Here is a 25,584-nt window from a genome sequence, read left to right as displayed (position 1 = left end):
TCAGTCTTGAATCTAGATTTACAACTGTTGTCCCCAAAGGGGATTAGTGGGAAGAGCCGTATGCGAAGATCCGCACGTACGAGCTCTGTGAGAGGGGTGGTCAGAAATGGCTACCCCTACTCGATTTTAAAAATAGCTTTCACCTAGCTTTTTAAAGACTGGTTTCTCATATTCTTTTTTCTTATAAGTAACTCTCGTTTCTTCTTTCAATCCAGTGTATTTAGATAGAAGCTTCTTTGCCTGATTGAGCGATAGAACAGCTCTTGGATTTCGTATATTATTATCTAATTTACCTAGGTGTGGAAGACTCTCAAAGTCCTGTTTTGAGGGAGGGAGATGAAAGGAGTAGTTTCCACATATAACGAGTACATCGGATTGTTGTTGACTGTATTTAGGATTGTTTGAGAAGTGTAAACCTTCCTTTCTCGCTTTTCCTTCTTTAATAAGCTTTTGTAAGGCATTTCGCTTCAATTCGTATAAAAATTTTGGATTTGGAGCGGTTTTTGCATGACGATTCACAATGAAGATTGCCTGTGAGAGGTTTTCTATCGTTGGTTTTAAGGGAGGATGATGTGATTTTTCCTGACTCAAGGTTTTGAGCTCCTTTCAATCGTTCAAACTACTGTAAGGTTATTATACCTTTTTTTAGTTGGAAAGAAAATGGTTCTGAAATGATTGATGATAAAAAAACAAGGTACTTGAGCTGGTTGGGTGGTTAGAGGAATGTCAAACGTGGAATAGAATAAATATAATAGTGAATAGTAAAGGAGTTTTGAATAAATGAAAAAATGGGCTGTTATCGATATTGGATCGAACACGATACGATTAGTGATTTATATAGAAACCATCAATCATTTCTACAAGGAAGTTGAAAATATTAAGGCTGTTGCAAGGCTAAGAAAGTACTTAAATGAAGAGAATGTTCTCTCCAATGAAGGAGTTCAGAAATGTTTAACGATCTTAAAAGGCTTTAAAGAAATTATTGACTTTAATGGAATAAATGAAGTGAAATGCGTGGCCACGGCAACGATCCGACAGGCAGTGAATAAGTCTGATGTTCTAGAAAGGGTAAAGGGAGTACTAGGTTTTGATATCCAAATTTTAAGTGAAGAGGAAGAAGCTTATCTTGGTTTTTTAGCCGTAGTGAACACAACAGCCGTAAAAGATGGTGTGACCATTGACATTGGTGGGGGAAGCACAGAAATTACGTATTATGAGAATAAGAAGCTTGTTCAATTCCATAGTTTTCCATTTGGTGTCGTGTCTTTAAAGGAAAAATTTATGGGTGGGAGCCGGATGACTAATGATGAAAGGATGGCTCTGCAAAAAATGGTTTTGGAAGCTTTTGAATCATTACCTTGGCTAAAAAACAAACAGATTCCAATTGTCGCCATTGGGGGTAGCGCGAGAAACATCGCTCAAGTCCATCAACATTTAAAAAATTATCCATTAGCAGGAATTCATCAGTATGGTATGAGCCCTGATGATTTACATAATATATTGCAAATGATGGAGAGTATGGAGGTTACTGAGATCGAAAAATTGGAGGGACTTTCAAAAGACAGAGCAGACATTATCCTCCCAGCCATTGAAGTATTCGATATGCTTTGTAAGTATGTTCAAGCAACACGTTTTATTTTTAGTAAAAGAGGTCTAAGAGAAGGAATCCTCTACAAAGAAAAAGCCGGTGGAAAGAATCCATCTGATTTTATTTTAGAAAACAGTATTGATCACCTGGTTAGAGATTATGGGATTGAGGAGGGCCATTCTGATCATGTGGCCTGGTTAGCAAAACAAATTTACTTCGAACTTTCTAATGTTTTCGGGAATAAAACAAATGAATATAGTGATCGTCTAATTGAACAAAGTGCACGTATCTATTATATCGGACAATACGTCGATTCAGATGTTAGTAGCCAGCATACTTTTAACCTCCTAGCTCATCAATCAATTGACGGAATTACACATAAGGAAAGACTGATTCTTGCCTTGATTGCTTCGTATAAAAACTGGGCACTATTAAAGCAATATTCCACACCTTTTATCGAATGGTTTTCAAAAGGAGAATTAAAGGATATTCGCATAGCTGGTTCAATGGTGAAGCTTGCTTCTGCATTGGACTCATCCAAACGTATGCTGGTGAAGAAAATAAAAGTACAAAAAAGGCAGGATGAGCTCGTTTTTCAACTATCTTGTGTGGGTAATACATTTGTTGAACAGTATCAAGCGGAAAAGCAGATTCGTCATTTAGAGAAGTCTTTAAAATATAAAATTATTCTTGAATTCATATCAGATAGATAAGGATGGGAGACCAAATGAATGGTGAAAGGCAATACAATCTACCTTCCTATTATAATAATCGTGAATTAAGTTGGTTAGCTTTTAATGAAAGGGTACTAGAAGAGGCACTTGATACGAGTAATCCACTTCTTGAGAGGCTTAAATTTCTATCGATATTTAGTTCTAATCTTGATGAGTTTTTTATGGTAAGAGTGGCTGGTTTACAGGATCAAGTGGATGCAGGATATAATAGGCCAGAAAATAAGGCAGGATTAACTCCGAAACAACAGCTGGACGAAATTTCTAAGCTTACTCATAAGCTGGTGAACACTCAATGTGAAACCTTTACCAATGTTCTGCTCCCGGAACTTAAAAAGGAATCTATTTACCTTCTTGCCATTACTAGTTTGGAAAAAAATCAACTTTCTTTTTTAGAAGACTATTTTGAAGAACAAATCTTTCCTGTATTAACTCCGATGGCTATTGACGCTTATCGTCCATTCCCGATGCTATCAAACAAAAGTTTAAACCTTGCCGTTTTACTAGAAGAAAACATAGAGAGCCAAGTGAGTAACCGTCTAGCTTTTGTTCAGGTTCCAGCAGTTCTTAATCGTTTTATAAGTATACCTAGTGACGAAGGAAGCTCATTTGTTCTATTAGAAAATGTGATTTGCTACTTTATACATAAGTTGTTTAAAGGATATAAAGTAGTATCAGTTACTCCTTTTCGGATAACGAGAAATGCTGATTTAACAATTCATGAAGAGGGGTCTAGAGACCTGTTATTAGAAATTGAAAAAGTCCTAAAAAAACGGAAGTGGGGAGCGGCTGTTCGTTTAGAAGTGAGTGATGACCATTTTGATAACTCTGTAGTTGAGCATTTAACAAAAGAACTGGAGTTAGATGATGAGGATGTATACAAAATTATTGGTCCTCTCGACCATACATTTTTGGCGAATTTTTCAAAACATTTATCAAGAAAAAGAGAGCATTTGAGCTTTGAAGCTTTTATTCCTCAAAAGCCAGTAGATCTTAATTTTGACGAAGATCTATTTTCAAAGTTACTTGAACAAGATGTTTTATTGCATCACCCATACGAATCGTTTCAACCTGTTGTCGACTTTGTTACCGAAGCCGCCAGTGACCCGGATGTTTTAGCGATTAAACAAACATTGTATCGTGTAAGTGGTGATTCCCCTATTATTAAGGCTCTTAAGAATGCTGCCGAAAATGGAAAGCAGGTGACTGTTCTAGTCGAGTTAAAAGCTAGATTTGATGAGGAAAACAATGTTCATTGGGCAAAAGAACTAGAGAAAGCTGGCTGTCATGTTATATATGGTATGACCCACTTAAAGACGCATAGTAAGATTACATTAGTAGTTAGAAGAAGAAATCAAACGATAGAAAGATTTGTTCATTTAGGGACGGGTAACTACAATGACCAAACAGCCAATTATTATACAGACTTAGGCTATTTAACTTCCAAACGAAAATTTGGTATCGATGCAACCAATTTTTTTAATTTTTTGAGCGGATATACAGAGAAGCCAAAGTATAATCATATCGTGGTTGCACCGTATGATATAAGAGGAAAGTTTATTGAATTAATTGACCAGGAAATCACCTATCATAAGCAATACAAAAATGGACGAATTATAGCCAAGATGAACTCCCTAACTGATAAGGAATTAATCATGAAACTTTATGAAGCGTCGTCTTCTGGAGTGAAAATCGATTTAATTATTCGAGGCATATGCTGCTTAAAACCAAAAATTCCAAGGGTTAGTGAAAATATTCGGGTTATAAGTATTGTTGGTCGCTTTTTGGAGCATAGTCGTATTTATTATTTCTACCATAACGGGGAGGAGCAGGTATATTTGTCCTCTGCCGATATGATGACTAGAAATATGGAGAAACGAGTAGAAATTTTATTTCCAATCTTTGAAAATCATCACAAAGACAGAATCAACCATATATTGAAACTCCAGCTTTCGGACAATGTAAAAGCAAGAGAACAGCATCAAGATGGGAAATACTCTTATATTTCGTCAAACCATGGAAATTTACTAAATCATCAAGTCGAACTAATGAAAGAAACCTATCAATTAAGAGAAGATGAAGAATAAAGAGATACGCTAGGTGTCTCTTTTTTGCTTTTTATATTGTTGTACACTTTTCAAAACAACTTGACGATTCTATCGATATTTAAGGATAATATAAGTTAAGAAGTTTTTAACACAACCAATGCTCAGGTACAAACGAGGATGATGGGATGGAGCAGTTTAAAAAGGTAATCTCTCGAGAAGTGATAAATGATAAAAATAGACGTGAAATTGAAGGGATGATCTTTGACATTATTCTTAACCATATCAATGATATGGTATTTATTATGAAGGTGGATGGAGATCAGTTTCGATACGTTTTTGCCAATAAATCTGGTGCGAAACATGCAAGGCTGACAGTGGAAACGATGGGAAAAACCTTATTTGAGGTAATGCCTGTTGAGACAGCTAAAAGACTGCAAGCTGCATATATGGAAGTAGTAGAATCTAAAGAACTTCAAGTGCTTTTTGATCAATCAACATTAGAGGATGGAAAGCTAGTTCATGGGCAGTCAATTTTAACTCCAGTCCTTAATGAAAATAAAGAAGTCCGATTTGTTGTTTCTGTAACTCGTGATATTACAGAGTTAGAGGCGGAAAAAAGCCGACTGGAAGTGACGGAACAGCGTTATCGCTCTATTGTGGACCATAATCTTGATGGAGTTATTCTCGCGACTCAAGCAGGAGATATTATAGACGCCAATCCAGCTAGTGAAATTTTATCAGGATATACAGTTGATGAGTTAAAGAAGAAATCAATTTTTGATTTTGTTGATGAATTCGATGTCGATAAATTTCGAGAATTTATCGAGCATTCACTCTCAGGTATATCTTTAGAAACTCTAGACTTCCGAATTGTTAACAGCAGTAAAAGAAAAATTACGGTCCAATTAAAAACAGTTCCTTTTACCATTCATAATAAAATTACAGGTATATATTTGATTTTTCGAGATCTTACAGAGCAGTCGCAAAATGCTGAGACGATAAAGTTCATGGCATTTCATGATCAGTTAACAGGGTTGTATAATAGAAGGGCTTTATTACGCGATTTAGATCTTCTTTTAAATCATTCAGAAAGTAATAAAGAAGAACCTTTTTGTCTTCTTTCCATTGATATTGACCGATTTAAACAATTAAATGACTCTTTAGGTCATTTTGCTGGTGATCAAATTTTAATAAAGATCGCTGAACGATTAAGTGTCGATAGAACAGATGAATATAAGGTATACCGCCAGGGTGGAGATGAGTTTATCGTTCTTTTAAAAGGAAATCGTCAAAGTGCTAACCAACTGGCGCAACAAATTTTGAACCGATTTGCTAAGTCCTTTTATTTGGATTCACATGAATATTATATCTCACCAAGCATAGGGTTAAGCATGTATCCTCAGGATGGAAAAGATGCGGAAACTTTAATCAAAAATGCTGATGAAGCATTGTTTCGTGTAAAAGAGAAAGGAAAAGCTCATTATCAGTTTTATCGAAGTGATAAAACGCAATCGTTTGCCAATATCGTTTCATTAGAAACTCAACTTAGAAAAGCTCTAGAGCGTGATGAATTTATCCTGTTGTATCAACCACAGGTAGAGCTAAGAAGCGGGAAAATCAAAAGCTTTGAAGCGTTAATTAGATGGAATTCCATAGAGTTTGGGTTGGTCCCACCGTCAGAATTTATTCCTCTTTCGGAAGATACGGGCTTGATTATTCCTATCGGTAATTGGGTGATTGAACAAGCTTGTATGCAAATAAAGGAATGGAATGATCTTCGCGGAGAAGAAATTACAATTGCGATAAATATATCTGCCAAACAATTTCAACAACGGACTCTTGTCAGTACGATTAAAAAAGCGATTCAGAAGTTTCAAATTAATCCCTCCTTGCTCGAAATTGAGATAACAGAGGGAGTAATGCAGGATACGGCTGAAACAGCTCCAATACTTAAAAGTTTAAAGGATTTAGGAATTAGCATTGCGATAGACGATTTTGGTACTGGATACTCCTCGTTAAACTATTTAAAAAGTTTTCCTATTGATGTTCTCAAAGTAGATCAATCATTTATCCGAGGAATTCATAATAACGATAAGGATGCTGCCATTACAACAACGATTATCCACCTAGCAAATAGCCTCGGAATGACGGTAGTAGCTGAAGGGATTGAAGAAAAAGCACAGGCAAAGTTTCTTTTAAATACGAACTGTGATAAAGGGCAGGGTTACTTTTATTCAAAACCGTTGAGTAAAATTGATATTGAACAAACCATTTTTAACAGACCGACCAAATCATAATGGACGGTCTGTTTTATTTTTGTAGGGTTTGAAGAGTAAATACGGTAATTTCGGGCGGAGAGAGAAACCGAAAGGGAAGCCTTGTTGTACCTAAGCCTCTATTTACATAAAGAGTCAAAGGATCACCTGCCTGATCAATTTGATAAAATCCTTCAAAATATTTTTTGGCAAACGGGGGCTTTATAATAGCTCCTAAAAAAGGAATTTGAATTTGTCCTCCATGACTGTGTCCGCTTAATTGGAGTTGAACATTTCCTATGCTAGCAGCCTTATCGGCTAAGTCAGGTGCATGAGATAAAAGGATGGTATATGCCTCATTAGGTATGCTTTCCAATGTCGCTTGAATATCTGGTCTACCTAACATGGCATCATCAATCCCAGCGATATACAAACTCTCGTTTGTAAGGAGAGAGACTTGATGAGCTTCATTCAAAAGAAGGGTAAAACCAGCTTCTGTCATAACATTTTGATATAAATCCGAACCATAGCCTCCGTGATCATGGTTCCCATATATAGCAAACGAACCAAACGGAGCTTCGAGATTTTTCAAAATCGGTGCAATAGAGTGAATATCTGCGTACTGATTAGGCGTATCCATTAAATCACCGGTAAAAAGAATCATGTCGGGCTTTTGTTCATTTATTTTATTGACCAATTCTTGAAGTTGGGATAAATCATATTGAAATCCAATATGCGTATCGCTGAATTGAAGTATTTTAAAGCCGTCGAAACCATTGGGAATCATCGGGTGAGAAATAGTGTGCTTCTTAACTGTTAATAGCTTTGGCTCAATTTCTCGAGCATAAAAGCCCCCTCCACAGACAGCAACAATTCCCGTTATAAAAGTGCCCAATCCTCTTTTCAAAAATCGTCTTCTCGACATTTTTGTTTTCATTACTAATCAACCTATTCTCATTTCTAAATTTAGGACAATCCACTCTATACTAACAAAATCAGGGACATATGAGAACTAAAAAGGCGTGATTTAAATCTTGTCCATGAAATATATGTATACAGATGTAGAATAAAAAATGATACAATATAAATGAATGAATATTCATTCTTTTTTGATGAGGGGGATGGAAGATGGAGAGGAAAGTGGTTATCATAACAGGTGGTTCATCTGGGATGGGGAAAGCAATGGCAAAAAAGTTTGCTGAAAGTGGCTTTTATGTGGTGATTACAGGAAGAGATGAGGAAAAACTACGAGCGGCCAAAAATGAAATTGAGAAAGAAAATAATCAGGTTCTACCTGTAAAAATGGATGTTAGAGAAGTGGAGGATGTAAAGAGAATGGTCGAGCTGACGGATGAAACATTCGGTCGGATTGATATTCTTATTAATAATGCAGCCGGAAACTTTATATGTCCAGCTGAAAAGCTATCAGTGAATGGATGGAATTCCGTGATAAATATTGTGCTAAACGGTACGTTTTATTGTAGTAGCGAGGTAGGAAAGTATTGGATTAGTAAAGGGATAAAGGGGAATATCATCAATATGGTTGCTACATATGCCTGGAATGCAGGTGCGGGAGTGATTCATTCAGCAGCTGCAAAAGCGGGAGTACTATCCATGACAAGAACGCTCGCTGTTGAATGGGGGCAGAGATACGGAATAAGAGTGAATGCAATTGCACCTGGACCGATTGAACGAACAGGTGGTGCACAACGGTTATGGGAGTCCCAAGAGGCCGCCAATCGAACGCTTTCAAGCGTGCCGCTAGGAAGGTTAGGTACCCCTGAAGAAATTGCTGAATTGGCCTTCTTTTTATGCTCAGAAGGTGCACTTTATATTAACGGAGAATGTATTACGATGGATGGCGGGCAATGGCTTAATCAGCATCCATTTTAAGAATAAAGACAGGCTAGTCAATAAGCTAGCCTGCTGATTCTTATTGATAGCTAACGGCTCTATTTTTTAAAGCGTTCCAAGACTGTAGAAATTGTTGCTTATTCACTTTTACCTGTTTTCTACCTGATAAAGGATCATTCAAATAAACAAACGATGGATCATAGCCAACTAAAACGACCGCATGAAGATCAAGAGGTGTAACTATTTTTTTATTGCCATGCATCCAAGATTCTGGACGGTCTGGTAAACGGTAATCACCTGTTGTCCACACTACAACAGGAAAGCCCTTTGCAACATGAGCTTCGATTTCATGAAACGGTCTATTAGTAAGATTGACGGCTTTCCCTGGCAGGTAAGTATTAATTAAGTCGATCATTGGTCCATCAAAGACTGCATATCCAGCTTTTCTCCCAGTCATATCACCAACAAATCCTACATCTGGATCTCCCCAACGAATAATATCACCATTTTGTTTTACCAAGGGATCATTGTCTTTTTTTATTTTATTATATAGATCCATTTTATTTGTATTCACTCCAGCAAATTGCAGCATCATGGCGAGGCTTGTAACCTCACAACCATACCTTAATTCTGGATTTTGATGGATCAAAGGAACATCTAGCAATGCGTTGCTTTGTGCGAATGTTGAAAAAGGTATGCTCATCACAAAAAGAATGGATAGAAACAATGTTTTTATTTTCATTTGGTACCTTCCTTTCGGTGGTTAAGTTTAGAATGCAAAAAAGGAAAGGTAAATATAAGATAAGGTTTTTGGAAGAGGTTCATGGAAAAGGAATATTAAGCCTTTTTATGGTATAATCAATGAAATGATGGATGTAAGGAGCGATCGTAATTGGATGCATTGGATATCTTAACAGATCTTGAAAATGTACTGCCTTTTTTTCAACCGATATTCAGTGCGGATGAACACCAGGTTATTGGTTATGAAGTATTAGGAAGGTACTATAATGGCTCGGAATACATAAGTCTTGGTCCGTTTTTCCATGACTCAAATATTCCCGAAGAATACCGAACGGAAGTTGACCAAGTGGTATTAAAAAAAGCGCTAGATCGTTTTCTAGAGGTTGATGAACACCTCTTAATCTTTATTAACAGAGATGCGGATTTGTTGATGAAGGGAGCAGATGATCCTTTTCTAGAAGTTCTGCACGAATACGAAGAGCTTGGGTTGTCGCTAAATAGATATGTGCTCGAAATTTCAGAAGCTAATTATAAAGGTGAGCTAGATCAACTAGATCATTTTCTTAATTATTTAAAGACGTTAGGAATAAAAATTGCAATAGATAAACTTGGACATGAAAGCAGTCACTTGGATCGAATTGGTCAGCTATCTCCTAATATTTTGAAAGTGGACTTGCGTGCCCTTCGTTCTAACCGTGCTTCGCAAGGGTTTCAAGATATCTTGTACTCACTTTCTCTATTAGCACGAAAAATTGGTGCAACTTTACTCTTTGAAAACATTGAAATGGTCTACCAACTACAATTTGCTTGGAAAAATGGAGGAAGATACTATCAAGGATTTTACTTGCATAAACCAGCAAAAGATTTTGTGGATCGCAACATTTTAAAAGATAAACTAAAGGAAGAATTTCACCGTTTTATTGCTTTCGAGAAAAAACGTATTGAAACCTTACATCAAATCACAGAATCTTTTCAAATCCGAATGCAGGATTTGGTTTCCAAATATAAAAAGCAAGAAAAGTATGAGGAATTTTTAGGATCCTTAACGAAGGAATTAGATTCAATCGCTTTTCGCTTATACATATGTGATGAAGATGGGTTCCAAGTTTCACCGAACTTATTTAAAGGGGATAACGAATGGGTTAGCCAAGTTGAATATATGAATAAAAACTGGAGCTGGAGACCATATTTCTTAGAAAATATTCATAAAATGCGCTTAGAGAAAAAAGGCATTTTATCGGATGTATACAGCGATATCGAAATCGGTGATAACATTCGAACCTTCTCTTACCCGTTGAGTGCAAAGCATTACCTATTTATTGACCTTTCGTATGCTTTTCTATATGACAATGACGGTTTGTTATAATTTGCCCTAATCATAAAAAGAATAAACGAGGACTATTGTGGAATCGTATAGATATGACAAAATATAAAGGAGGAGTTCTCCTTGAGTACCTATATGTCAATCCTATTATTTATTTCCATGGGTGTCCTCGTTTTTTCATTGGGGTATACATTAGCCGTAACAAGAAGACCAAAGCAATTAAAACCAGAAGCAGACACACCTCTTCCGACAAAGGTCCAATCGCATATCTATTTGCGAAACCCTATTTTTCTAACATATGGGATATTCTTCTTGCTGGTGATTCTCATTATTTTATTTTATAACTTATCGTAAAAACCTCTTACTAGAGGTTTCAGACCGTAGACAAACTTGAGGGATTTCGAGTTTGCCTACGGTCTATTTTATTTTAAAATATAGATAGAATACCAATGTGGTTTGATTTCCACTCCGGGTGGACGCTTTCCGCGGGCGGGGCCGAGCCGCTTCCCTCGCTACGCTCAGTCCAGGGTCTCGACTGTCCCGCTTTTCCCGCAGGAGTCGCCACCCTCCGTTCCAATCAATTTATTACACTTAATCAAACATTCTTATCTAAAGGTGACCAATAATTAGTTTAATGAACGAGAACAATTAGAAAAGCTAGCGATTGATTAATTAGTTCAAAAGATCATTTAGTTTGCAAGTGAAGAAACTGGCTACTTGGACTTGGCAAGGTGCTTGATGATGACTCTAAAATGGTTTTGAGTCAAAGTTTTAAGAATATACCTGCTGATTGGAGCGGAGGGTGCTTGACTCCTGGGGGATTAGCGGGACAGGTGAGACCCCACAGGAGCGTCAGCGACGAGGAGGCTCACCGCCCGCCCCCCGGAAAGCAAGCGCCTGGAGCGGAAATCAGCCTTTTTCCCACCATTCCTAAACAAAAAAATGACAAAAGGTAACGAGAAGGGCTTCTCATTACCTTTTGTCGACAATCTGAAACCTCTTACTAGAGGTTTTTTTTGTAAAATCATTTTTTGTAAATGTGTAGGTATTTTTCCTTATTTTTTCGCCTTTTTCTTCATAAATTGTTATATCGGTTGTCATAAAGGGTAACTTCATCAATATAAATGTCAGATTAGCACGTTATTTTACGAACGAATGAGTGCATCAAGGAATTGAATTGTTGTTAAAATGAAAATTATTACGAGGAAAGGAAAGTGAGCTTATGGGTCGAAACAAACGTATGCTATTATTGGTATTTTCCATTCTATTCTTTTTTCCTTTAATTGGACAAGCTGCCCCTGTTACAACGATGGAAACCAGAGAGGATGTTCTTGGTTTTTTACATGAAGCGTTTCAGGCGCAGGTGTCGTTAAGTGAAGTAGGAAGAACAGAAGAAGAAATAAATTCGATTTTAAAGCCTTACTTTACGAATTCCTATAATCAGCTTTTTAAAAAGGAAAATATGGTGGAAGAGAATGGATTACAGTTTACCTATGGAACGGATTTTGCACCTTACTACATTCCTTTTTTTCAATTTTCTGACCAAACAGAAATAGTCATAAATAAAAACAATATTTATGTGTATGAATTTTTTAAAGGGGTAAATGAGGGACCTGTCATATACAAAGACCATTATGAAGCGATCATTTTGAAAAAAGAGCATACAAGGGATTGGAAAATAAGTGAATATGTATACGACTTTAATCCATCCACAGATATTGCTCCTGAAAGAGAAGAGGAAAAAAAGAATAGTCTAGAAAAAAACAATCCTCTTCTAACATTAATGATTAGCACTCTTCATCATATAAAACTGACCGCGAGTTTTTTTAACCATTATATAGCATTTGGAAACGAGTAGAGTGAAACAAAACTCTACTCGTTTTTGTTTGATAGACCAAGTGCTTCTATAATTCGCTCTTGTTCAAATCCAATAATCACATCTCCATTAATAACAATGGTTGGCGTAGAGTATGAACCAAGCTTAATTAATTCATCTCGAGCGGAAGAATCTTTTTTAATATCCTTAAGTTCATAAGAGATATTTTGTTCATTAAAAAAGTTTTTCGTAAACTCACAAGGGGGACAGCCTGGCTGGGTGTATAAGGTAACTTTGTTCATTGTATTCCTCTATTCTAGGTATATTTTTGTTTGTCGATAAAATCAATTAATCCCATAGCGCATATGCTCAAGTCTAAAGAAATGACCTCATTTACTTTATGGTTTCTTGAAATAGAATAAGATTCTAAATGATCTTGTATCATTTCAGATAAGTATTTAATGGCTAATTGAACTCTGTCTTCAAAAGAAGTACGGGCTCCATATGCTTTATTTCCCTGCTCTACAAAACGATCGAGCCAGCTATAGACTTGTATAAACACTTCATTTGGTTGCTCAGTCATTCCATAATGTCCAAAACAGAGGAAATGAGGTTTTAGCTCCTTGAACATTTTAAGAGACTGACGCATTTTGTCAGGATGAAATTGATTTGGCGAAGTTGATGGCAAATAAAGCTTAACCCCTGTACCCTCTAAGTCCGGATAGCAGATACCGGCAGTATCTCCCGTAAAGAGAGCCTTAGTGGATTCATCAAAAATACTAACATGATGATTCGCATGTCCCGGTGAGTGATAGAAGGTAAGTACATGATATGGACCTATTTGAAGCTTTTCTTCATGCTCCATCGACCTTATGCGATCTTCAGGGATAGGAACAATTGGATCAAATAGATTATCGAATCGATCTCCATACACCGCTTTTGCTCCCGCAATTAACCTTGTAGGATCAATTAAATGCCTTTTACCGGCAGGGTGGACGTATACAGTTGCATTCGGACAGGATTGTAGTAAAAGTCCAGCACCACCAGCATGATCAAGATGGATATGTGTTACAATAATGTTCTTGACCTGAATAGGAGTGAATCCTAATTCCTGTAATCCAGCAAGGATGAATGGGACAGAAGGGCTAGCGCTTGTTTCGATAATAGTAAGTTGGTCGGCAACGAGCAGGTAGCTACCCGTTCTATTATCAAGTCCTAAGTCATGACCGTCAATAATGTACAAATTTTCGAGGAGTTTCACTACATTTTTCAAAAAAAAACCTCCTTTTTTATACTTTTCCTTGTACAAACACCCATCATTATTTTATGCTGTTAATATTGGCATGTAAAGAAGGATGGCAAGAATTTTCTGATTTCTTTTTTCGTATAGAAACATGTCAAAAGAGAAACCTAGGAGTATCAATAGGTTTGTTTCGAAAGGAGAGAGAGTATGTCGCAGCTTCAAGGAATCATTACACGTTTAAAAAATCTTCAAGAGCAAGCGAGTTCAGGTGAGCCAGCTCAACGCTTTTTTGAAGTTAATGGAGAAAGAAAGTGTCAGGTTACTTTTCACCCAAAAACAGAAACATTTGAACTAGAAGTATACAATGACAAAGAAAAATCGAAGAGATACCAATTCGACAACATCGATATGATTACTATTGAAATCTTTGATCTCATACAGTAACCACCTATACATAGAGGGACCATTTATTGGTCCCTTTTGTATGTAAAGAAGTTAAAAAGAGCAAACCCTTTCAAACTGTGATAAAATAAATATAGCTGAAAACAAGAGATGAGGAGTTTTCGACATGATAAGTCTTCACAGTGGGGAATTTTTAGAAATTAATATTAGAGATTTGATGATACCATCCGAACGCGTGGCACATGTGCAAGTTCAAAACAATTTAGAGCATGCTTTATTGGTGTTAACGAAAAGTGGATATACGGCTATACCTGTTCTGGATCCACATTATAAGCTTCATGGATTAATAAGTACGCCAATTATTATGGAGTCCATATTAGGTTTAGAGCGGATTGAGTTTGAGAAACTTGAGGAAAAGAAGGTTGAAGAGGTCATGAATAAAGAGGTTCCTCGGATATCAATTGATGCTAGTATCAAAAGCTCTCTTGAAACTCTTATCGATCACCCGTTTATTTGTATTGAAAGTGCAGATGGGATTTTTGAAGGAATTTTAACTCGTAGAACGGTGTTGTTTCACTTAAATAAGCATGTAAAAAAATTAAATAAATAAAGATATGCTCCCTTTTGGGGGCTTTTTTCAATTATAATATAAGTAAAACTTATTAACTGAGGGATGTTGTGTCTACACTATCAGAGTTTCAATTATTGTCCGTACTAGCAACTGAAATGAATATGAGAAAAGCCGCAGAGCGATTATTTGTTTCTCAGCCTGCTCTTTCCCAAAGATTACAAACGATAGAGAAAGAGTGGGGAACTAAGCTATTTATTCGTTCACAAAAGGGATTAACACTTACTCCAGCAGGAGAACTTGTTATTGAGTTTGCCAACGAAGTATTAGGGAAAGAAGAAAAAGTAAAAGAAGCGATTCACGGTCTTGATTTAGAGGTATATGGCACATTAAAGATCGCTGTAGCTTCCATAGTAGGTCAAAACTGGCTTCCCAAAGTACTAAAGAAGTACATGAACAGATATCCTCATGCAAAAATCGCTCTAATAACTGGCTGGAGCAGTGAGATTTCTAAGGCGCTTTATGAAGATCAAGCACATATTGGAATTATTCGCGGAACTCCTGAATGGAAGGGTGTAAAGATGCACTTGTTCGAAGATAGCCTTTATTTAGTCGACAAGGTGATCACTAGCCCGGAGCAGGTATTGAAAACAGATCGCCCTTTTATACAGTTTAAAAGCGATTCCAATTATTTTCAGGAAATCCAAGATTGGTGGTATCGGAATTTTCAAACCTCACCAAAGAGAACTTTAGTCGTGGATCAAATTGAAACATGTAAACAAATGGCCTTGAATGGGATTGGTTTTGCGATATTACCTGCTATTACTTTGAATCAAATGGATAAGGATATCTTTAAAATTCCGTTACTTGACGAAGCTGGAATGCCTTTAAAACGGGACACTTGGCTTATGGGATATGAATCATCCTTTAAGTTAAAACAGGTTCAAGCATTTGTGGAAATTATTAAAGAATTTATTAACGAAAGCTAAAGGGTTCCCACTTGTCTTGAATGCGGTTGTTTGTTAAAGTAATTTTTAGATTGTATAAATTGGAGGGAAACATATGAAAATGATGGATGCAAACGAAATCATTTCGTTTATTCAAAATAGCAAAAAAGCGACACCAGTTAAGGTATACATAAAAGGTGATCTTGAAGGAATTGACTTTGGTGCAAGTGCAAAGGCCTTTATCACTGGAAATACAGGAGTTGTATTTGGTGAGTGGAGCGAAGTTAGTGAAGCGTTAGAAGCAAACAAAGGAAAAATTGAGGACTATGTTGTTGAAAATGACAGAAGAAACTCAGCCATTCCACTTTTAGATATGAAAAATATTAAAGCGCGTATTGAGCCAGGTGCTGTCATTCGTGATCAGGTTGAGATTGGTGACAATGCCGTTATCATGATGGGCGCATCTATTAACATTGGTGCAGTAGTTGGTGAAGGAACAATGATTGACATGAACGTTGTTTTAGGTGGACGAGCTACTGTAGGTAAAAACTGTCACATCGGTGCTGGATCTGTGTTAGCAGGCGTTATTGAACCACCTTCTGCTAGCCCTGTAGTAATTGAAGATGATGTTGTTATTGGCGCAAACGTTGTTGTACTTGAAGGAATTCGTGTGGGTAAAGGTGCTCGTGTAGCTGCTGGTGCAGTTGTTATCGAGGACGTTCCCGCTGGTGCAGTAGTTGCCGGTGTTCCTGCTCGTGTCATTAAACAAGCAGACGAGAAGACATTATCAAAAACGGAAGTAATCCAAGCATTACGTCAACTATAATACATTTTTTGAAAGCGTGGATTTCTATCCACGCTTTCTCCTTAATAAAGGGGGAGAAGTAATGAGTAATCCGTTTGTTCAAATTCGGAGAGACTTGCATCAAATCCCAGAGCTTGGCTTTCAGGAGTTTAAAACGCAGAAATATTTATTATCATATATTGAATCGTTACCAAAAGAACGATTAGAAGTAAGAAAATGGGAAACGGGTTTGTTCGTAAAGGTACATGGGTTAAATCCAAGAAAAATAATAGGTTATCGTGCTGACATTGACGGGTTACCAATAAAAGAAGAAACTGAGCTTCCTTTTCACTCTACTCACGCGGAACAAATGCATGCCTGTGGCCATGACTTTCATATGAGTATTGGATTAGGAGTATTAACTCACATCGTCCACCACCCCATACAGGATGACATGCTGTTTATATTTCAACCTGCTGAAGAAGGCCCCGGCGGAGCAGAACCTATGCTGAAGTCTAGGGAAATGGAAGAGTGGAAGCCTGATATGATTATTGCCCTTCATATTGCGCCTGAGTATCCTGTTGGTACAATTGCGACAAGAGAAGGTCTATTATTTGCTAATACATCTGAACTCTTTATTGACTTAGTCGGTAAAGGTGGACATGCCGCCTATCCTCACCAAACGAATGATATGGTCATAGCTGCTTGCAGCCTTGTAAGTCAACTACAAACGGTTATCAGTAGAAATATTGACCCATTGGATAGCGCCGTTATAACAATTGGGAAAATTACTGGAGGCACCGTTCAAAATGTTATTGCTGAGAAGGCTAGACTAGAAGGCACGATACGGACCCTCTCGGTTGATTCGATGAAAAAAGTAAAGAATAGAATCGAGTCTATCGTACAAGGGATAGCTACTGGATACGAATGCGAGGTAAAGATCGATTACGGTAGTATGTATCATCAAGTATACAATGACCACTCGTTAACAAGAGAATTTATGAATTATGTTGAGGAACAATCCTTAGTTCGCGTGATTGAATGTAAGGAAGCGATGACAGGAGAAGATTTCGGATACATGTTAGAAAAGATACCTGGCTTCATGTTTTGGCTAGGAGTTGAGTCTGAGTTTGGACTTCATCATTCAAAATTAAATCCTAATGAAGATGCAATTGAGAAAGCGATTATGCTTCTAACCGCTTACTTAAATTATAAAGGAAATTAAAATAACAGAGTTTATTTTACGAAAAAAAAGGGCAAACCATATAGTGGGTTAGGTGTTATTTTAATAATAACTCTTTTTTAACATCTATTCCTTCATAACAATTGACTCTAGCATTAAGTTACTACTATAATTGTATTTGTATTTTTTTTCACAATATCTACATATTTTTACACGGAGGGATTTATAATGGCAGAACGTATGGTAGGAAAACAAGCTCCACGCTTTGCGATGGATGCTGTACTTCCAAATAAGGAATTCGGAAAAGTAAGTCTTGAAGAAAACATGAAAAACGATAAGTGGACTGTCCTTTTCTTTTATCCAATGGATTTCACTTTCGTATGTCCTACAGAAATCACTGCATTGTCTGATCGTTATGATGAGTTCGAAGATCTTGATGCAGAAGTAATTGGTGTATCTACTGACACCATTCACACTCACTTAGCATGGATCAATACAGACCGTAAAGAAAACGGACTTGGTGACCTTAAGTATCCTTTAGCTGCTGATACAAACCATGTTGTTTCACGCGAATATGGAGTTTTAATTGAAGAAGAAGGTATTGCATTACGTGGTCTATTCATCATCAGCCCAGAAGGTGAAATGATGTACTCAGTTGTTAACCATAACAATATCGGTCGTGACGTAGATGAAACATTACGTGTACTTCAAGCACTACAAACTGGTGGTCTTTGCCCAGCAAACTGGAAACCAGGTCAAAAAACTCTTTAATCAATAAAGTGGAAAAGGCCTTAACGTAAAGTTAGGTCTTTTCTTTAAGTTATGAAATTTATGAGCAGGGAGAGTTGTAAAATGAAACTTAGAGCGCCAATGCCAGAATTAACTGGTGCAACCGAATGGTTAAATGGTGAAATCACGAAAGCTGATTTAGTTGGGGAAAAACCTACACTAATTCACTTTTGGTCAGTAAGCTGCTACTTATGTAAAGAGGCAATGCCACAAGTAAATCAATTCCGTGATGATTATAAAGATAAATTAAATGTTATCGCTGTTCATATGCCAAGAAGCGAAGAAGATCTAGATCTTGAAGCAATCAAGAAAACGGCTGACGAACACGGTATTACACAACCAATTTTTGTTGACAGTGAACATAAATTAACCGAAGCATTTGAAAATCAGTATGTACCTGCATACTATGTGTTTGATAAAGATGGAAATCTTCGTCATTTCCAAGCTGGTGGAAGCGGAATGAAAATGTTAGAAAAACGCGTCAATCGTGTTTTAGATGAAATGGAAAAAGCAGAGTAGATTTTTTAGTAGACTAGGGATTTTCCCTAGTCTTTTTTAATATGAAAAAATGTTGTAAAAGGGTGGAAATTTATTTCGAAAACCGATATATTTATTACTATGCTCATGAATATTTTAGAAATTCTGACAAATGAAGGGGGATTTTCATGGAGGTTTTTAAAAAGCTGAAAGAATTTTACTGGCCTTATAAAAGCTATTTCTTATGGTCAATGTCATTTCTATTACTTATTACAGGGATCACTGTAATATACCCAATTATTCTTCAAATAACGATTGACGACATTGTGCTGGGGGGAAGGTACGAATGGATTCCAATCGTTAGTTTAGGATTTGTTGGTGTGATGGTGATCAAGGGGGTTGGAACGTATATTCACCAATATACAGGAGACTTGTTTGGAATAACCTCCGTTTATAAATTGAGAAATCGTCTTTACGAGAAGCTGCAGTATTTACCGTTCCGCTATTACGATAATGCTAAAACGGGAGATCTTATGTCGAGGTTAACTGCAGATGTAGAAGGGTTTCGTTTTTTTCTTTCATTTGGGTTTTCAGAATTAATTCGCTTTATTGTTTTAATTGGTATCACTTTTGGTGTAATGTTTTACTACTCTGTTCCACTAACCATTGTTACTTTGATCACACTTCCGTTTTTAGCGATTGTTGTTTATAAATTCGATCAAGCAGTTCATCCTGCATTTAGAGGAATTCGAAAATCCTTTGGGAAATTAAACACAAAAGTTCAAGAAAATATTAGTGGTATTAATACGGTGAAGTCATTGTCAAGAGAGGACTTTGAAATCGGAAAGTTTAACCATTCAAATGGTGACTATAAGGATAAATATATTTTCACTTCCAATATTTGGGCAAAGTATTTTCCTCTAATGGAGTTGCTTGGAAATATTAGCGTTGTCCTATTGCTATCTTACGGGGGATATCTCGTCATTCAGGAGGAGCTTAAACCTGGAGAGTTGGTGGCTTTTTACAGTTTGGTTTGGTACATTATGTGGCCAATTATGAACCTTGGGTTTGTGATTAATTTATTTTCTCAATCGAAAGCTTCTGGAGAAAGGCTATTGGAGATCCTTGAAGAAGAGGGAGAGATTGAGGAGAATGATGGGCAATTAATGGTTGATAGATTGCTAGGAAAGGTAGAATTTAAGAACGTTACCTTTAAATATACTGTGGATGATTCTGAGGCATTATACGATGTTTCTTTTGTGGCTGAGCCTGGAAAGAAAATAGGGCTTCTAGGAGCTACTGGGTCAGGTAAAACCACCATTACACAGCTTATCACAAGATTTTATGACGTTACAGAAGGAGAAGTAATAATTGACGGTGAGAAGGTAAACAATTACGCACTTAAATCTTTAAGAAGCAATATAGGGTTTGTGTTACAGGAATCCTTTCTGTTTTCGTCTTCCATTAAAGCAAATATCTCCTATGGAAGACCTGAGGCAACAATGGAAGAGATCATTGAAGCAGCGAAAAGGGCTCAAGCACATGAATTTATTATGGAGCTTCCCGATGGCTACGACACCATGCTTGGAGAACGTGGAATGGGATTATCAGGAGGTCAAAAACAGCGAATTGCTATTGCAAGGGCGATTTGTGTGAATCCAAGTATTCTTATCTTAGACGATGCGACAAGTGCTGTTGATATGGAAACCGAATATAAAATACAGCAAGCGCTTCATGAGGTTATGAAAGGGAGAACAACATTTATCATTGCCCATAGAATTTCATCGCTTAAGCATGCTGATGAAGTACTAGTTCTAGATAGAGGGAAAATTGTAGAACGCGGAGTCCATGAACAACTAGTAAATCAAAACGGACTTTATCAACGCGTATATGATATTCAATACCAAGATCAGAAGCAAATTATGCAATCGCATATCGGATAGGGGGGATCATATGAGTAAGAAACAACCACGTGTTAGTGAAAATGCAATAAAAAGATTTGAGTATTCACAAGACCAGATAATTGATAAACCGTTTAACTGGGGTCAGATGCTGCGATTGTTCAGTTATATGAAACCATATCGGAAAAATTTACTTCCCTTTTCCATGATTATGGTACTGATTAACACAGCTGTACGACTCATTATCCCATTGTTGATAGGGGTGTACACGTTAGATCGAGCAATCGTTAATAAGGATGCGAAACTCCTAACTACACTTGTAGTTATTATTTCTGGTTTATATGTGGCTTCTTACATAGCGAATTTCTTCCGGATAAAATGGATGAATCAGCTTGGACAAAATGTCATATATGACCTAAGAAAACACCTCTTTACCCATGTGCAAAATCTTTCACATCGCTTCTTTGACCAGAGATCAGCAGGTTCCATTCTTGTGAGAATTATGAATGATATCAATTCTCTTCAGGAGCTATTTACGAATGGAGTTATTAATCTATTAATGGATGTTATTCTTTTGATAGGTGTAATGATTATATTATTTACATTAAGTCCAGAATTAACATTAGCTATTATGGTTATTTTACCAATCATGTTCTTTATTTCTACAAGTCTTAGAAGGAATATTAGAAAATCATGGCAGGTAGTACGACTCAAGCAGTCAAAACTAAATTCTCATCTGAATGAAAGTATACAAGGAATAAGAGTCACTCAGTCCTTTACACAGGAACAGGAAAACATGGCGTTTTTTGATGGTGTGAACACAGAGAATTTTCAAAGTTGGAGAGAAGCTTCTCGAAAAAATGCGATGTTCCGTCCGATGGTCGAATTAACGAATGCAGTAGGGACTGCGGTTCTCATTTGGTTTGGAGCAAGTTTGATTCAAAACGAATCAATAACGATCGGTGAGTTTGTGTCCTTTGCCTTTTATCTAGGAATGTTTTGGGAGCCCATTTCAAGGCTTGGTCAAGTTTATAATCAATTGTTAATGGGAATGGCATCTTCTGAGCGTATTTTTGAATTCTTGGACGAAAAGCCGATTGTGTCTCAGAAGGAGACAGCCATTGAACTCGAAAATATTCAAGGACAAATTGAGTTTGATCAAGTTGAGTTTGCCTATGATTCAAATCGTAAAGCCCTTAAAGGCATATCCTTGGAAATGAGAGCCGGTCAGACTGTTGCCCTTGTAGGCCATACTGGCTCAGGAAAAACAACGATTGCAAACTTAATTAGCCGGTTTTACGACCCGACAAGTGGCACTATATCTATTGATGGGACTGATTTAAAGGACGTTTCGCTAAAGAGCTTAAGAAAACAAATAGGTGTAGTGCTACAAGACACATTCATATTTTCCGGTACGATTATGGAAAATATATTGTTTGGAAACCCCGAGGCATCGGAGGAAGAGGCAAAAGAAGCTGCAAGGGCTGTTGGTGCTAATGGGTTTATTGAAAGACTTCCAAATGGGTATGAAACTGAGGTAGAAGAGAGAGGAAATGTCCTTTCAGTAGGGGAGAGACAGTTAATTTCCTTTGCCAGAGCCTTGCTTGCAGACCCTAAAATTCTTATACTAGACGAAGCTACGGCAAGTATAGATACAGAATCTGAACAGAAGATTCAAAATGCCCTAAAGACTTTATTAAAAAACCGTACAGCTGTTATTATCGCTCACCGTTTATCTACGATACGTGAAGCTGATCAAATCTTTGTACTTGACCATGGTGAAATCATTGAACAAGGTAATCATGAACAATTAATGAATTTACAAGGGGAATACTATTCTCTTGTAAGAGCACAATTTACCATGAACACAGCGAGTTAATGGAGTTAGTTATCGCTCACCCTGAGATTAAAGGGTTCTGTTTTCGGGTACTTTCTTATTAAAACACAAGAATTGACGTATGAATTGCATACGTCTTTCTTTATTTATTAGCGTTTCTACAAAATCCCATTAACTTTTACCTAGCAATTGACAACACTATTAAGATGGACAATAAGTATTGTACAATTAAAAATAAGGTTCAAAACTTATGTCATTTGCAGTGCCGTTTTAAGTACCGATTTTATTATCTAAATAAGCGTTTCGATAAAAAGCTACTGTTTTCCACATCTAGGTTCAAGAGGGTTAAGCACTTATCTGTTGGGGATCAGGTTAAGTACCCGAGCTGCAAAATAGACGGAGATATTCCGCTTAATTAGTAATTTTTAATAAAAAAGGCTTAAATAGACGGAGAGATTCCGCCTATCGGCTAAAAAACTTCGAAAATAGGAGATTTTGCTTTGCATAAGCGGAAAAACTCCCCTTACTTACCCCCAAACAAGGCTCCATTTCACTAATAACCGGAAATTCTCCGCTTATTTTCCAATACGACCGTCATTTCGGTACGTATTTTAAGAAAAGTACTTCAAAACGGAACTCTTTACCCTGAGATGGGGGCTTTTTCCTTTTAGTCCTTTGTGCTAAAATGGTAAAATACTTCAATAGTATTCGGAGGAACCTTTTTATGAAAAAAGAATTTGCTGTCATTGGACTCGGTCGTTTTGGAGGAAGTATTTGCCGTGCTCTTGCTGAAGAGGGTATGGAGGTTATGGCAATTGATAATAGTGAGGACCGTGTGAATGAGTTTTCAATGATTGCTTCTCATGCCGTAGTAGGGGATTCAACTGATGAATCAGTATTAAAAAGTCTTGGTATACGTAATTTTGACCACGTGATTGTTGCCATTGGGGATAATATTCAAGCAAGTATTTTAACTACGCTTATACTAAAAGAGCTTGGCGTAAATAATATTACGGTAAAAGCACAAAATGATTATCACGAGAAGGTACTTAGAAAAATTGGTGCAGACCATGTGGTTCATCCTGAGAGAGACATGGGGAAAAGAATTGCTCATAATATCATATCGAACAGTGTATTAGATTATCTGGAGCTTTCAGATGAACATAGTATTGTCGAAATTGTTGCAAGTGATCGTCTTGTCGGGAATACTATTATCGATTTGGATATTCGTGCGAAATACGGTATTAACATTGTTGCTATTAAGCGAGGAAATAATATCATTGTATCACCACAAGCAAATGAACCCATTGCAGAAAATGACGTCCTAATCGTTATTGGGGCGGATGTTGATATCAATCGTTTTGAGAAGAAAGTCATCCAATGATACAAATAAAAGCCACTCTATTTTTAGAGTGGCTTTATGTTTTATACCTCCATTATGATCGGTAAAATCATAGGGCGGCGTTTTGTTTTTTCATATAGGAAAGGAGATAAGGTGTCGGTAATTTCATTTTTAATTTCCGACCATTGTGTTGTTTTTCTTTCCATTACTTTATTTAAGTGCTTAGAAATGAGTGATTGAGCATCGTTAATCAGATCACCGGACTCTCTCATATACACAAACCCGCGTGAGATGATATCAGGACCAGCAGCAATTTTAAAGTCCTTCATATTAATGCTTACAACAACAACGACTAGTCCTTCTTCAGATAGGATTCGACGGTCTCTTAAAACGATATTACCGATATCACCGATTCCACTTCCATCAATATAAACATTACCTGATGGAATCTTTCCAGCAACTTGTGCAGTATCTTCACTTAAAGCTAGAACCTCACCATTATCCATAATAAAGCAGTTTTCTTCTTCTACTCCACAATCTACTGCAAGTTTTGCATGCATTTTTTGCATGCGATATTCCCCGTGGATTGGCATAAAGAACTTAGGTTTAATCAGTCGTAACATTAGCTTTTGTTCCTGTTGTCCACCATGACCAGAAGTATGAATATCATTTAATGATCCATGAATCACATCTGCTCCTGCTCGGAAAAGCATGTTGATCGTACGACTTACACTAACCGTGTTTCCTGGAATTGGCGAAGATGAGAACACAACAGTGTCTCCAGGAATGATTTGAATTTGACGGTGAGTTCCATTGGCAATACGTGAAAGAGCTGCCATAGGCTCCCCTTGACTTCCTGTACAAAGTATCGTTACTTGGTTAGCTGGAATTCGATTAATTTGTTGTGGCTCAATAAATGTATCTTTCGGTGCACGAATATAACCTAATTCTTGTCCAATACGAATCGCTGCTTCCATACTTCTACCAAATACAGCGATTTTTCTGCCTTGTGCAACAGCAGCTTCTGTTACTTGTTGAAGGCGGTGGATATTAGATGCGAAGGTGGCAAAAATAACACGCCCTTCTACCTTTCTAAAAATATCCTGAATGCTTTCACCCACACGTCGCTCTGACATGGTAAAATCAGGGACTTCACTGTTGGTACTATCAGACAACAAACAGAGTACGCCATCTTTACCGATCTCAGCCATTTTTGTTAAATTAGCTGGTTCCCCAACTGGAGTGAAATCGAATTTAAAATCTCCTGTGTGGACAATTTGTCCTGGCGGGGTTTTCACGACTATTCCATATGAATCCGGAATACTATGAGTAGTTCTAAAGAAAGTAACCGATGTCTTTCTGAACTTGATGATGTCATCTTCTTTAATCTCGATTAATTTTGCCGTGCGAAGTAATCCATGTTCTTCAAGTTTATTTTTAATTAGGCCAAGTGCAAGTTTTCCACCATAAATAGGAATATTTACTTCTCTTAGTAAGTAAGGAATACCACCAATATGGTCCTCGTGTCCATGTGTAACGAAAAGGCCTTTAATTTTGTCTACATTTTTCACCAGGTAGGTGTAATCAGGAATAACGTAGTCAATTCCAAGTAGCTCGTCCTCTGGAAACTTAATACCGGCGTCAATCAAGATAATTTCATCTTGAAATTGAACTGCATACGTATTCTTTCCGATTTCCCCAAGGCCGCCAAGGGCGAACACGGCCGTTTGATCGTTTTTAACGAATTTCATAAA

General features: G+C 37.1%; 23 protein-coding genes. 17 read left to right on the top strand and 6 right to left on the bottom strand.

The window, feature by feature from the left end:
* Nucleotides 1-126: 126 nt before the first annotated feature.
* Complete coding sequence (locus ACFFHF_RS08400; protein ID WP_160548708.1) at nt 127-591, bottom strand: YkyB family protein; 465 nt, start codon at nt 589-591, stop codon at nt 127-129.
* A 189-nt stretch (nt 592-780) separates the two neighbouring features.
* Here ACFFHF_RS08400 and ppx point away from each other — a divergent pair, with 189 nt between their 5' ends.
* The 3 genes from ppx (at nt 781) to ACFFHF_RS08385 (ending at nt 6,664) form a co-directional block, all read left to right on the top strand.
* Nucleotides 781-2,301, top strand: coding sequence for an exopolyphosphatase (gene ppx / locus ACFFHF_RS08395; RefSeq protein WP_160548709.1), 1,521 nt, complete (start codon nt 781-783; stop codon nt 2,299-2,301).
* Nucleotides 2,302-2,315: 14 nt separating this feature from the next.
* Nucleotides 2,316-4,406: an RNA degradosome polyphosphate kinase gene (locus ACFFHF_RS08390; protein ID WP_340903035.1), complete on the top strand. Its 2,091-nt coding sequence runs from the start codon at nt 2,316-2,318 to the stop codon at nt 4,404-4,406.
* 146 nt (nt 4,407-4,552) lie between these two features.
* Nucleotides 4,553-6,664, top strand: coding sequence for a putative bifunctional diguanylate cyclase/phosphodiesterase (locus tag ACFFHF_RS08385; RefSeq protein WP_340903037.1), 2,112 nt, complete (start codon nt 4,553-4,555; stop codon nt 6,662-6,664).
* A gap of 13 nt (nt 6,665-6,677) precedes the next feature.
* Here ACFFHF_RS08385 and ACFFHF_RS08380 read toward each other — a convergent pair whose 3' ends face one another.
* Nucleotides 6,678-7,559: a metallophosphoesterase gene (locus ACFFHF_RS08380; protein ID WP_340903038.1), complete on the bottom strand. Its 882-nt coding sequence runs from the start codon at nt 7,557-7,559 to the stop codon at nt 6,678-6,680.
* A gap of 191 nt (nt 7,560-7,750) precedes the next feature.
* Here ACFFHF_RS08380 and fadH point away from each other — a divergent pair, with 191 nt between their 5' ends.
* Nucleotides 7,751-8,515 (top strand): 2,4-dienoyl-CoA reductase, encoded by a 765-nt coding sequence (gene fadH / locus ACFFHF_RS08375; RefSeq protein WP_340903040.1) that lies wholly within the window; start codon nt 7,751-7,753, stop codon nt 8,513-8,515.
* 40 nt (nt 8,516-8,555) lie between these two features.
* Here fadH and ACFFHF_RS08370 read toward each other — a convergent pair whose 3' ends face one another.
* Complete coding sequence (locus tag ACFFHF_RS08370; RefSeq protein WP_340906177.1) at nt 8,556-9,179, bottom strand: C39 family peptidase; 624 nt, start codon at nt 9,177-9,179, stop codon at nt 8,556-8,558.
* Nucleotides 9,180-9,368: 189 nt separating this feature from the next.
* Here ACFFHF_RS08370 and ACFFHF_RS08365 point away from each other — a divergent pair, with 189 nt between their 5' ends.
* From ACFFHF_RS08365 to ACFFHF_RS08355, 3 genes are all read left to right on the top strand, one after another.
* Nucleotides 9,369-10,583 carry an EAL domain-containing protein gene (locus ACFFHF_RS08365; RefSeq protein ID WP_340903042.1) on the top strand — a complete coding sequence of 405 codons (1,215 nt, stop codon included), beginning with the start codon at nt 9,369-9,371 and terminating at the stop codon, nt 10,581-10,583.
* Nucleotides 10,584-10,664: 81 nt separating this feature from the next.
* Nucleotides 10,665-10,895, top strand: a complete 231-nt coding sequence (locus ACFFHF_RS08360; RefSeq protein WP_160548716.1) for a hypothetical protein — start codon at nt 10,665-10,667, stop codon at nt 10,893-10,895.
* Nucleotides 10,896-11,763: 868 nt separating this feature from the next.
* Nucleotides 11,764-12,399, top strand: a complete 636-nt coding sequence (locus tag ACFFHF_RS08355) for a DUF3993 domain-containing protein (RefSeq protein ID WP_340903043.1) — start codon at nt 11,764-11,766, stop codon at nt 12,397-12,399.
* A gap of 14 nt (nt 12,400-12,413) precedes the next feature.
* Here ACFFHF_RS08355 and ACFFHF_RS08350 read toward each other — a convergent pair whose 3' ends face one another.
* Complete coding sequence (locus ACFFHF_RS08350) at nt 12,414-12,659, bottom strand: glutaredoxin family protein (protein ID WP_340903044.1); 246 nt, start codon at nt 12,657-12,659, stop codon at nt 12,414-12,416.
* Nucleotides 12,660-12,673: 14 nt separating this feature from the next.
* Complete coding sequence (locus tag ACFFHF_RS08345) at nt 12,674-13,630, bottom strand: MBL fold metallo-hydrolase (RefSeq protein WP_340903046.1); 957 nt, start codon at nt 13,628-13,630, stop codon at nt 12,674-12,676.
* A 177-nt stretch (nt 13,631-13,807) separates the two neighbouring features.
* Here ACFFHF_RS08345 and ACFFHF_RS08340 point away from each other — a divergent pair, with 177 nt between their 5' ends.
* From ACFFHF_RS08340 to ACFFHF_RS08295, 10 genes are all read left to right on the top strand, one after another.
* Entirely contained in the window at nt 13,808-14,044 is a 237-nt protein-coding gene (locus ACFFHF_RS08340) for a YkuJ family protein (RefSeq protein ID WP_340903047.1), read from the top strand.
* Between the two features lie 124 nt (nt 14,045-14,168).
* The gene (gene cbpB, locus ACFFHF_RS08335) at nt 14,169-14,612 is read left to right on the top strand and encodes a cyclic-di-AMP-binding protein CbpB (RefSeq protein WP_340903048.1); all 444 of its coding nucleotides are present in this window, start codon (nt 14,169-14,171) and stop codon (nt 14,610-14,612) included.
* Between the two features lie 68 nt (nt 14,613-14,680).
* Entirely contained in the window at nt 14,681-15,559 is an 879-nt protein-coding gene (gene ccpC / locus ACFFHF_RS08330) for a transcriptional regulator CcpC (protein ID WP_340903049.1), read from the top strand.
* Between the two features lie 73 nt (nt 15,560-15,632).
* Nucleotides 15,633-16,343 carry a 2,3,4,5-tetrahydropyridine-2,6-dicarboxylate N-acetyltransferase gene (dapD, locus tag ACFFHF_RS08325; protein WP_119707373.1) on the top strand — a complete coding sequence of 237 codons (711 nt, stop codon included), beginning with the start codon at nt 15,633-15,635 and terminating at the stop codon, nt 16,341-16,343.
* A gap of 61 nt (nt 16,344-16,404) precedes the next feature.
* Nucleotides 16,405-17,526 (top strand): N-acetyldiaminopimelate deacetylase, encoded by a 1,122-nt coding sequence (locus ACFFHF_RS08320; protein ID WP_340903052.1) that lies wholly within the window; start codon nt 16,405-16,407, stop codon nt 17,524-17,526.
* 186 nt (nt 17,527-17,712) lie between these two features.
* On the top strand, nt 17,713-18,255 hold the full coding sequence (locus ACFFHF_RS08315; protein ID WP_340903054.1) for a peroxiredoxin: 543 nt from the start codon (nt 17,713-17,715) through the stop codon (nt 18,253-18,255).
* An 81-nt stretch (nt 18,256-18,336) separates the two neighbouring features.
* Nucleotides 18,337-18,792, top strand: coding sequence for a redoxin domain-containing protein (locus ACFFHF_RS08310; RefSeq protein WP_160548723.1), 456 nt, complete (start codon nt 18,337-18,339; stop codon nt 18,790-18,792).
* 146 nt (nt 18,793-18,938) lie between these two features.
* Nucleotides 18,939-20,693: an ABC transporter ATP-binding protein gene (locus ACFFHF_RS08305; RefSeq protein ID WP_340903057.1), complete on the top strand. Its 1,755-nt coding sequence runs from the start codon at nt 18,939-18,941 to the stop codon at nt 20,691-20,693.
* A 10-nt stretch (nt 20,694-20,703) separates the two neighbouring features.
* Nucleotides 20,704-22,530, top strand: a complete 1,827-nt coding sequence (locus ACFFHF_RS08300; RefSeq protein ID WP_340903058.1) for an ABC transporter ATP-binding protein — start codon at nt 20,704-20,706, stop codon at nt 22,528-22,530.
* Nucleotides 22,531-23,212: 682 nt separating this feature from the next.
* Nucleotides 23,213-23,872 carry a potassium channel family protein gene (locus ACFFHF_RS08295; RefSeq protein WP_160548549.1) on the top strand — a complete coding sequence of 220 codons (660 nt, stop codon included), beginning with the start codon at nt 23,213-23,215 and terminating at the stop codon, nt 23,870-23,872.
* A 41-nt stretch (nt 23,873-23,913) separates the two neighbouring features.
* On the opposite strand, the gene rnjA is transcribed toward ACFFHF_RS08295, so the two are convergent.
* Nucleotides 23,914-25,581, bottom strand: coding sequence for a ribonuclease J1 (rnjA, locus tag ACFFHF_RS08290; protein WP_160548550.1), 1,668 nt, complete (start codon nt 25,579-25,581; stop codon nt 23,914-23,916).
* Nucleotides 25,582-25,584 lie beyond the last annotated feature (3 nt).

Origin of the sequence: Robertmurraya beringensis, assembly GCF_042433785.1 — a bacterium.
GTDB classification, from domain to species: domain Bacteria; phylum Bacillota; class Bacilli; order Bacillales; family Cytobacillaceae; genus Robertmurraya_A; species Robertmurraya_A beringensis.
Note: the sequence above shows the minus strand (reverse complement) of the source record. Positions and strands in the feature narration are given on the sequence as shown.

What these genes read in the sequence shown, in the direction of transcription:
- ACFFHF_RS08380 (WP_340903038.1), bottom strand. Translation starts at nt 7,559, where the DNA reads ATGAAAACAAAAATGTCGAGAAGACGATTTTTGAAAAGAGGATTGGGC.
- ACFFHF_RS08350 (WP_340903044.1), bottom strand. Translation starts at nt 12,659, where the DNA reads ATGAACAAAGTTACCTTATACACCCAGCCAGGCTGTCCCCCTTGTGAG.
- ACFFHF_RS08295 (WP_160548549.1), top strand. Translation starts at nt 23,213, where the DNA reads ATGAAAAAAGAATTTGCTGTCATTGGACTCGGTCGTTTTGGAGGAAGT.
- dapD (WP_119707373.1), top strand. Translation starts at nt 15,633, where the DNA reads ATGAAAATGATGGATGCAAACGAAATCATTTCGTTTATTCAAAATAGC.
- ACFFHF_RS08310 (WP_160548723.1), top strand. Translation starts at nt 18,337, where the DNA reads ATGAAACTTAGAGCGCCAATGCCAGAATTAACTGGTGCAACCGAATGG.
- ACFFHF_RS08320 (WP_340903052.1), top strand. Translation starts at nt 16,405, where the DNA reads ATGAGTAATCCGTTTGTTCAAATTCGGAGAGACTTGCATCAAATCCCA.
- cbpB (WP_340903048.1), top strand. Translation starts at nt 14,169, where the DNA reads ATGATAAGTCTTCACAGTGGGGAATTTTTAGAAATTAATATTAGAGAT.
- fadH (WP_340903040.1), top strand. Translation starts at nt 7,751, where the DNA reads ATGGAGAGGAAAGTGGTTATCATAACAGGTGGTTCATCTGGGATGGGG.
- ppx (WP_160548709.1), top strand. Translation starts at nt 781, where the DNA reads ATGAAAAAATGGGCTGTTATCGATATTGGATCGAACACGATACGATTA.
- ACFFHF_RS08370 (WP_340906177.1), bottom strand. Translation starts at nt 9,179, where the DNA reads ATGAGCATACCTTTTTCAACATTCGCACAAAGCAACGCATTGCTAGAT.
- ACFFHF_RS08385 (WP_340903037.1), top strand. Translation starts at nt 4,553, where the DNA reads ATGGAGCAGTTTAAAAAGGTAATCTCTCGAGAAGTGATAAATGATAAA.
- ACFFHF_RS08355 (WP_340903043.1), top strand. Translation starts at nt 11,764, where the DNA reads ATGGGTCGAAACAAACGTATGCTATTATTGGTATTTTCCATTCTATTC.
- rnjA (WP_160548550.1), bottom strand. Translation starts at nt 25,581, where the DNA reads ATGAAATTCGTTAAAAACGATCAAACGGCCGTGTTCGCCCTTGGCGGC.
- ACFFHF_RS08340 (WP_340903047.1), top strand. Translation starts at nt 13,808, where the DNA reads ATGTCGCAGCTTCAAGGAATCATTACACGTTTAAAAAATCTTCAAGAG.
- ACFFHF_RS08390 (WP_340903035.1), top strand. Translation starts at nt 2,316, where the DNA reads ATGAATGGTGAAAGGCAATACAATCTACCTTCCTATTATAATAATCGT.
- ACFFHF_RS08315 (WP_340903054.1), top strand. Translation starts at nt 17,713, where the DNA reads ATGGCAGAACGTATGGTAGGAAAACAAGCTCCACGCTTTGCGATGGAT.
- ACFFHF_RS08305 (WP_340903057.1), top strand. Translation starts at nt 18,939, where the DNA reads ATGGAGGTTTTTAAAAAGCTGAAAGAATTTTACTGGCCTTATAAAAGC.
- ACFFHF_RS08300 (WP_340903058.1), top strand. Translation starts at nt 20,704, where the DNA reads ATGAGTAAGAAACAACCACGTGTTAGTGAAAATGCAATAAAAAGATTT.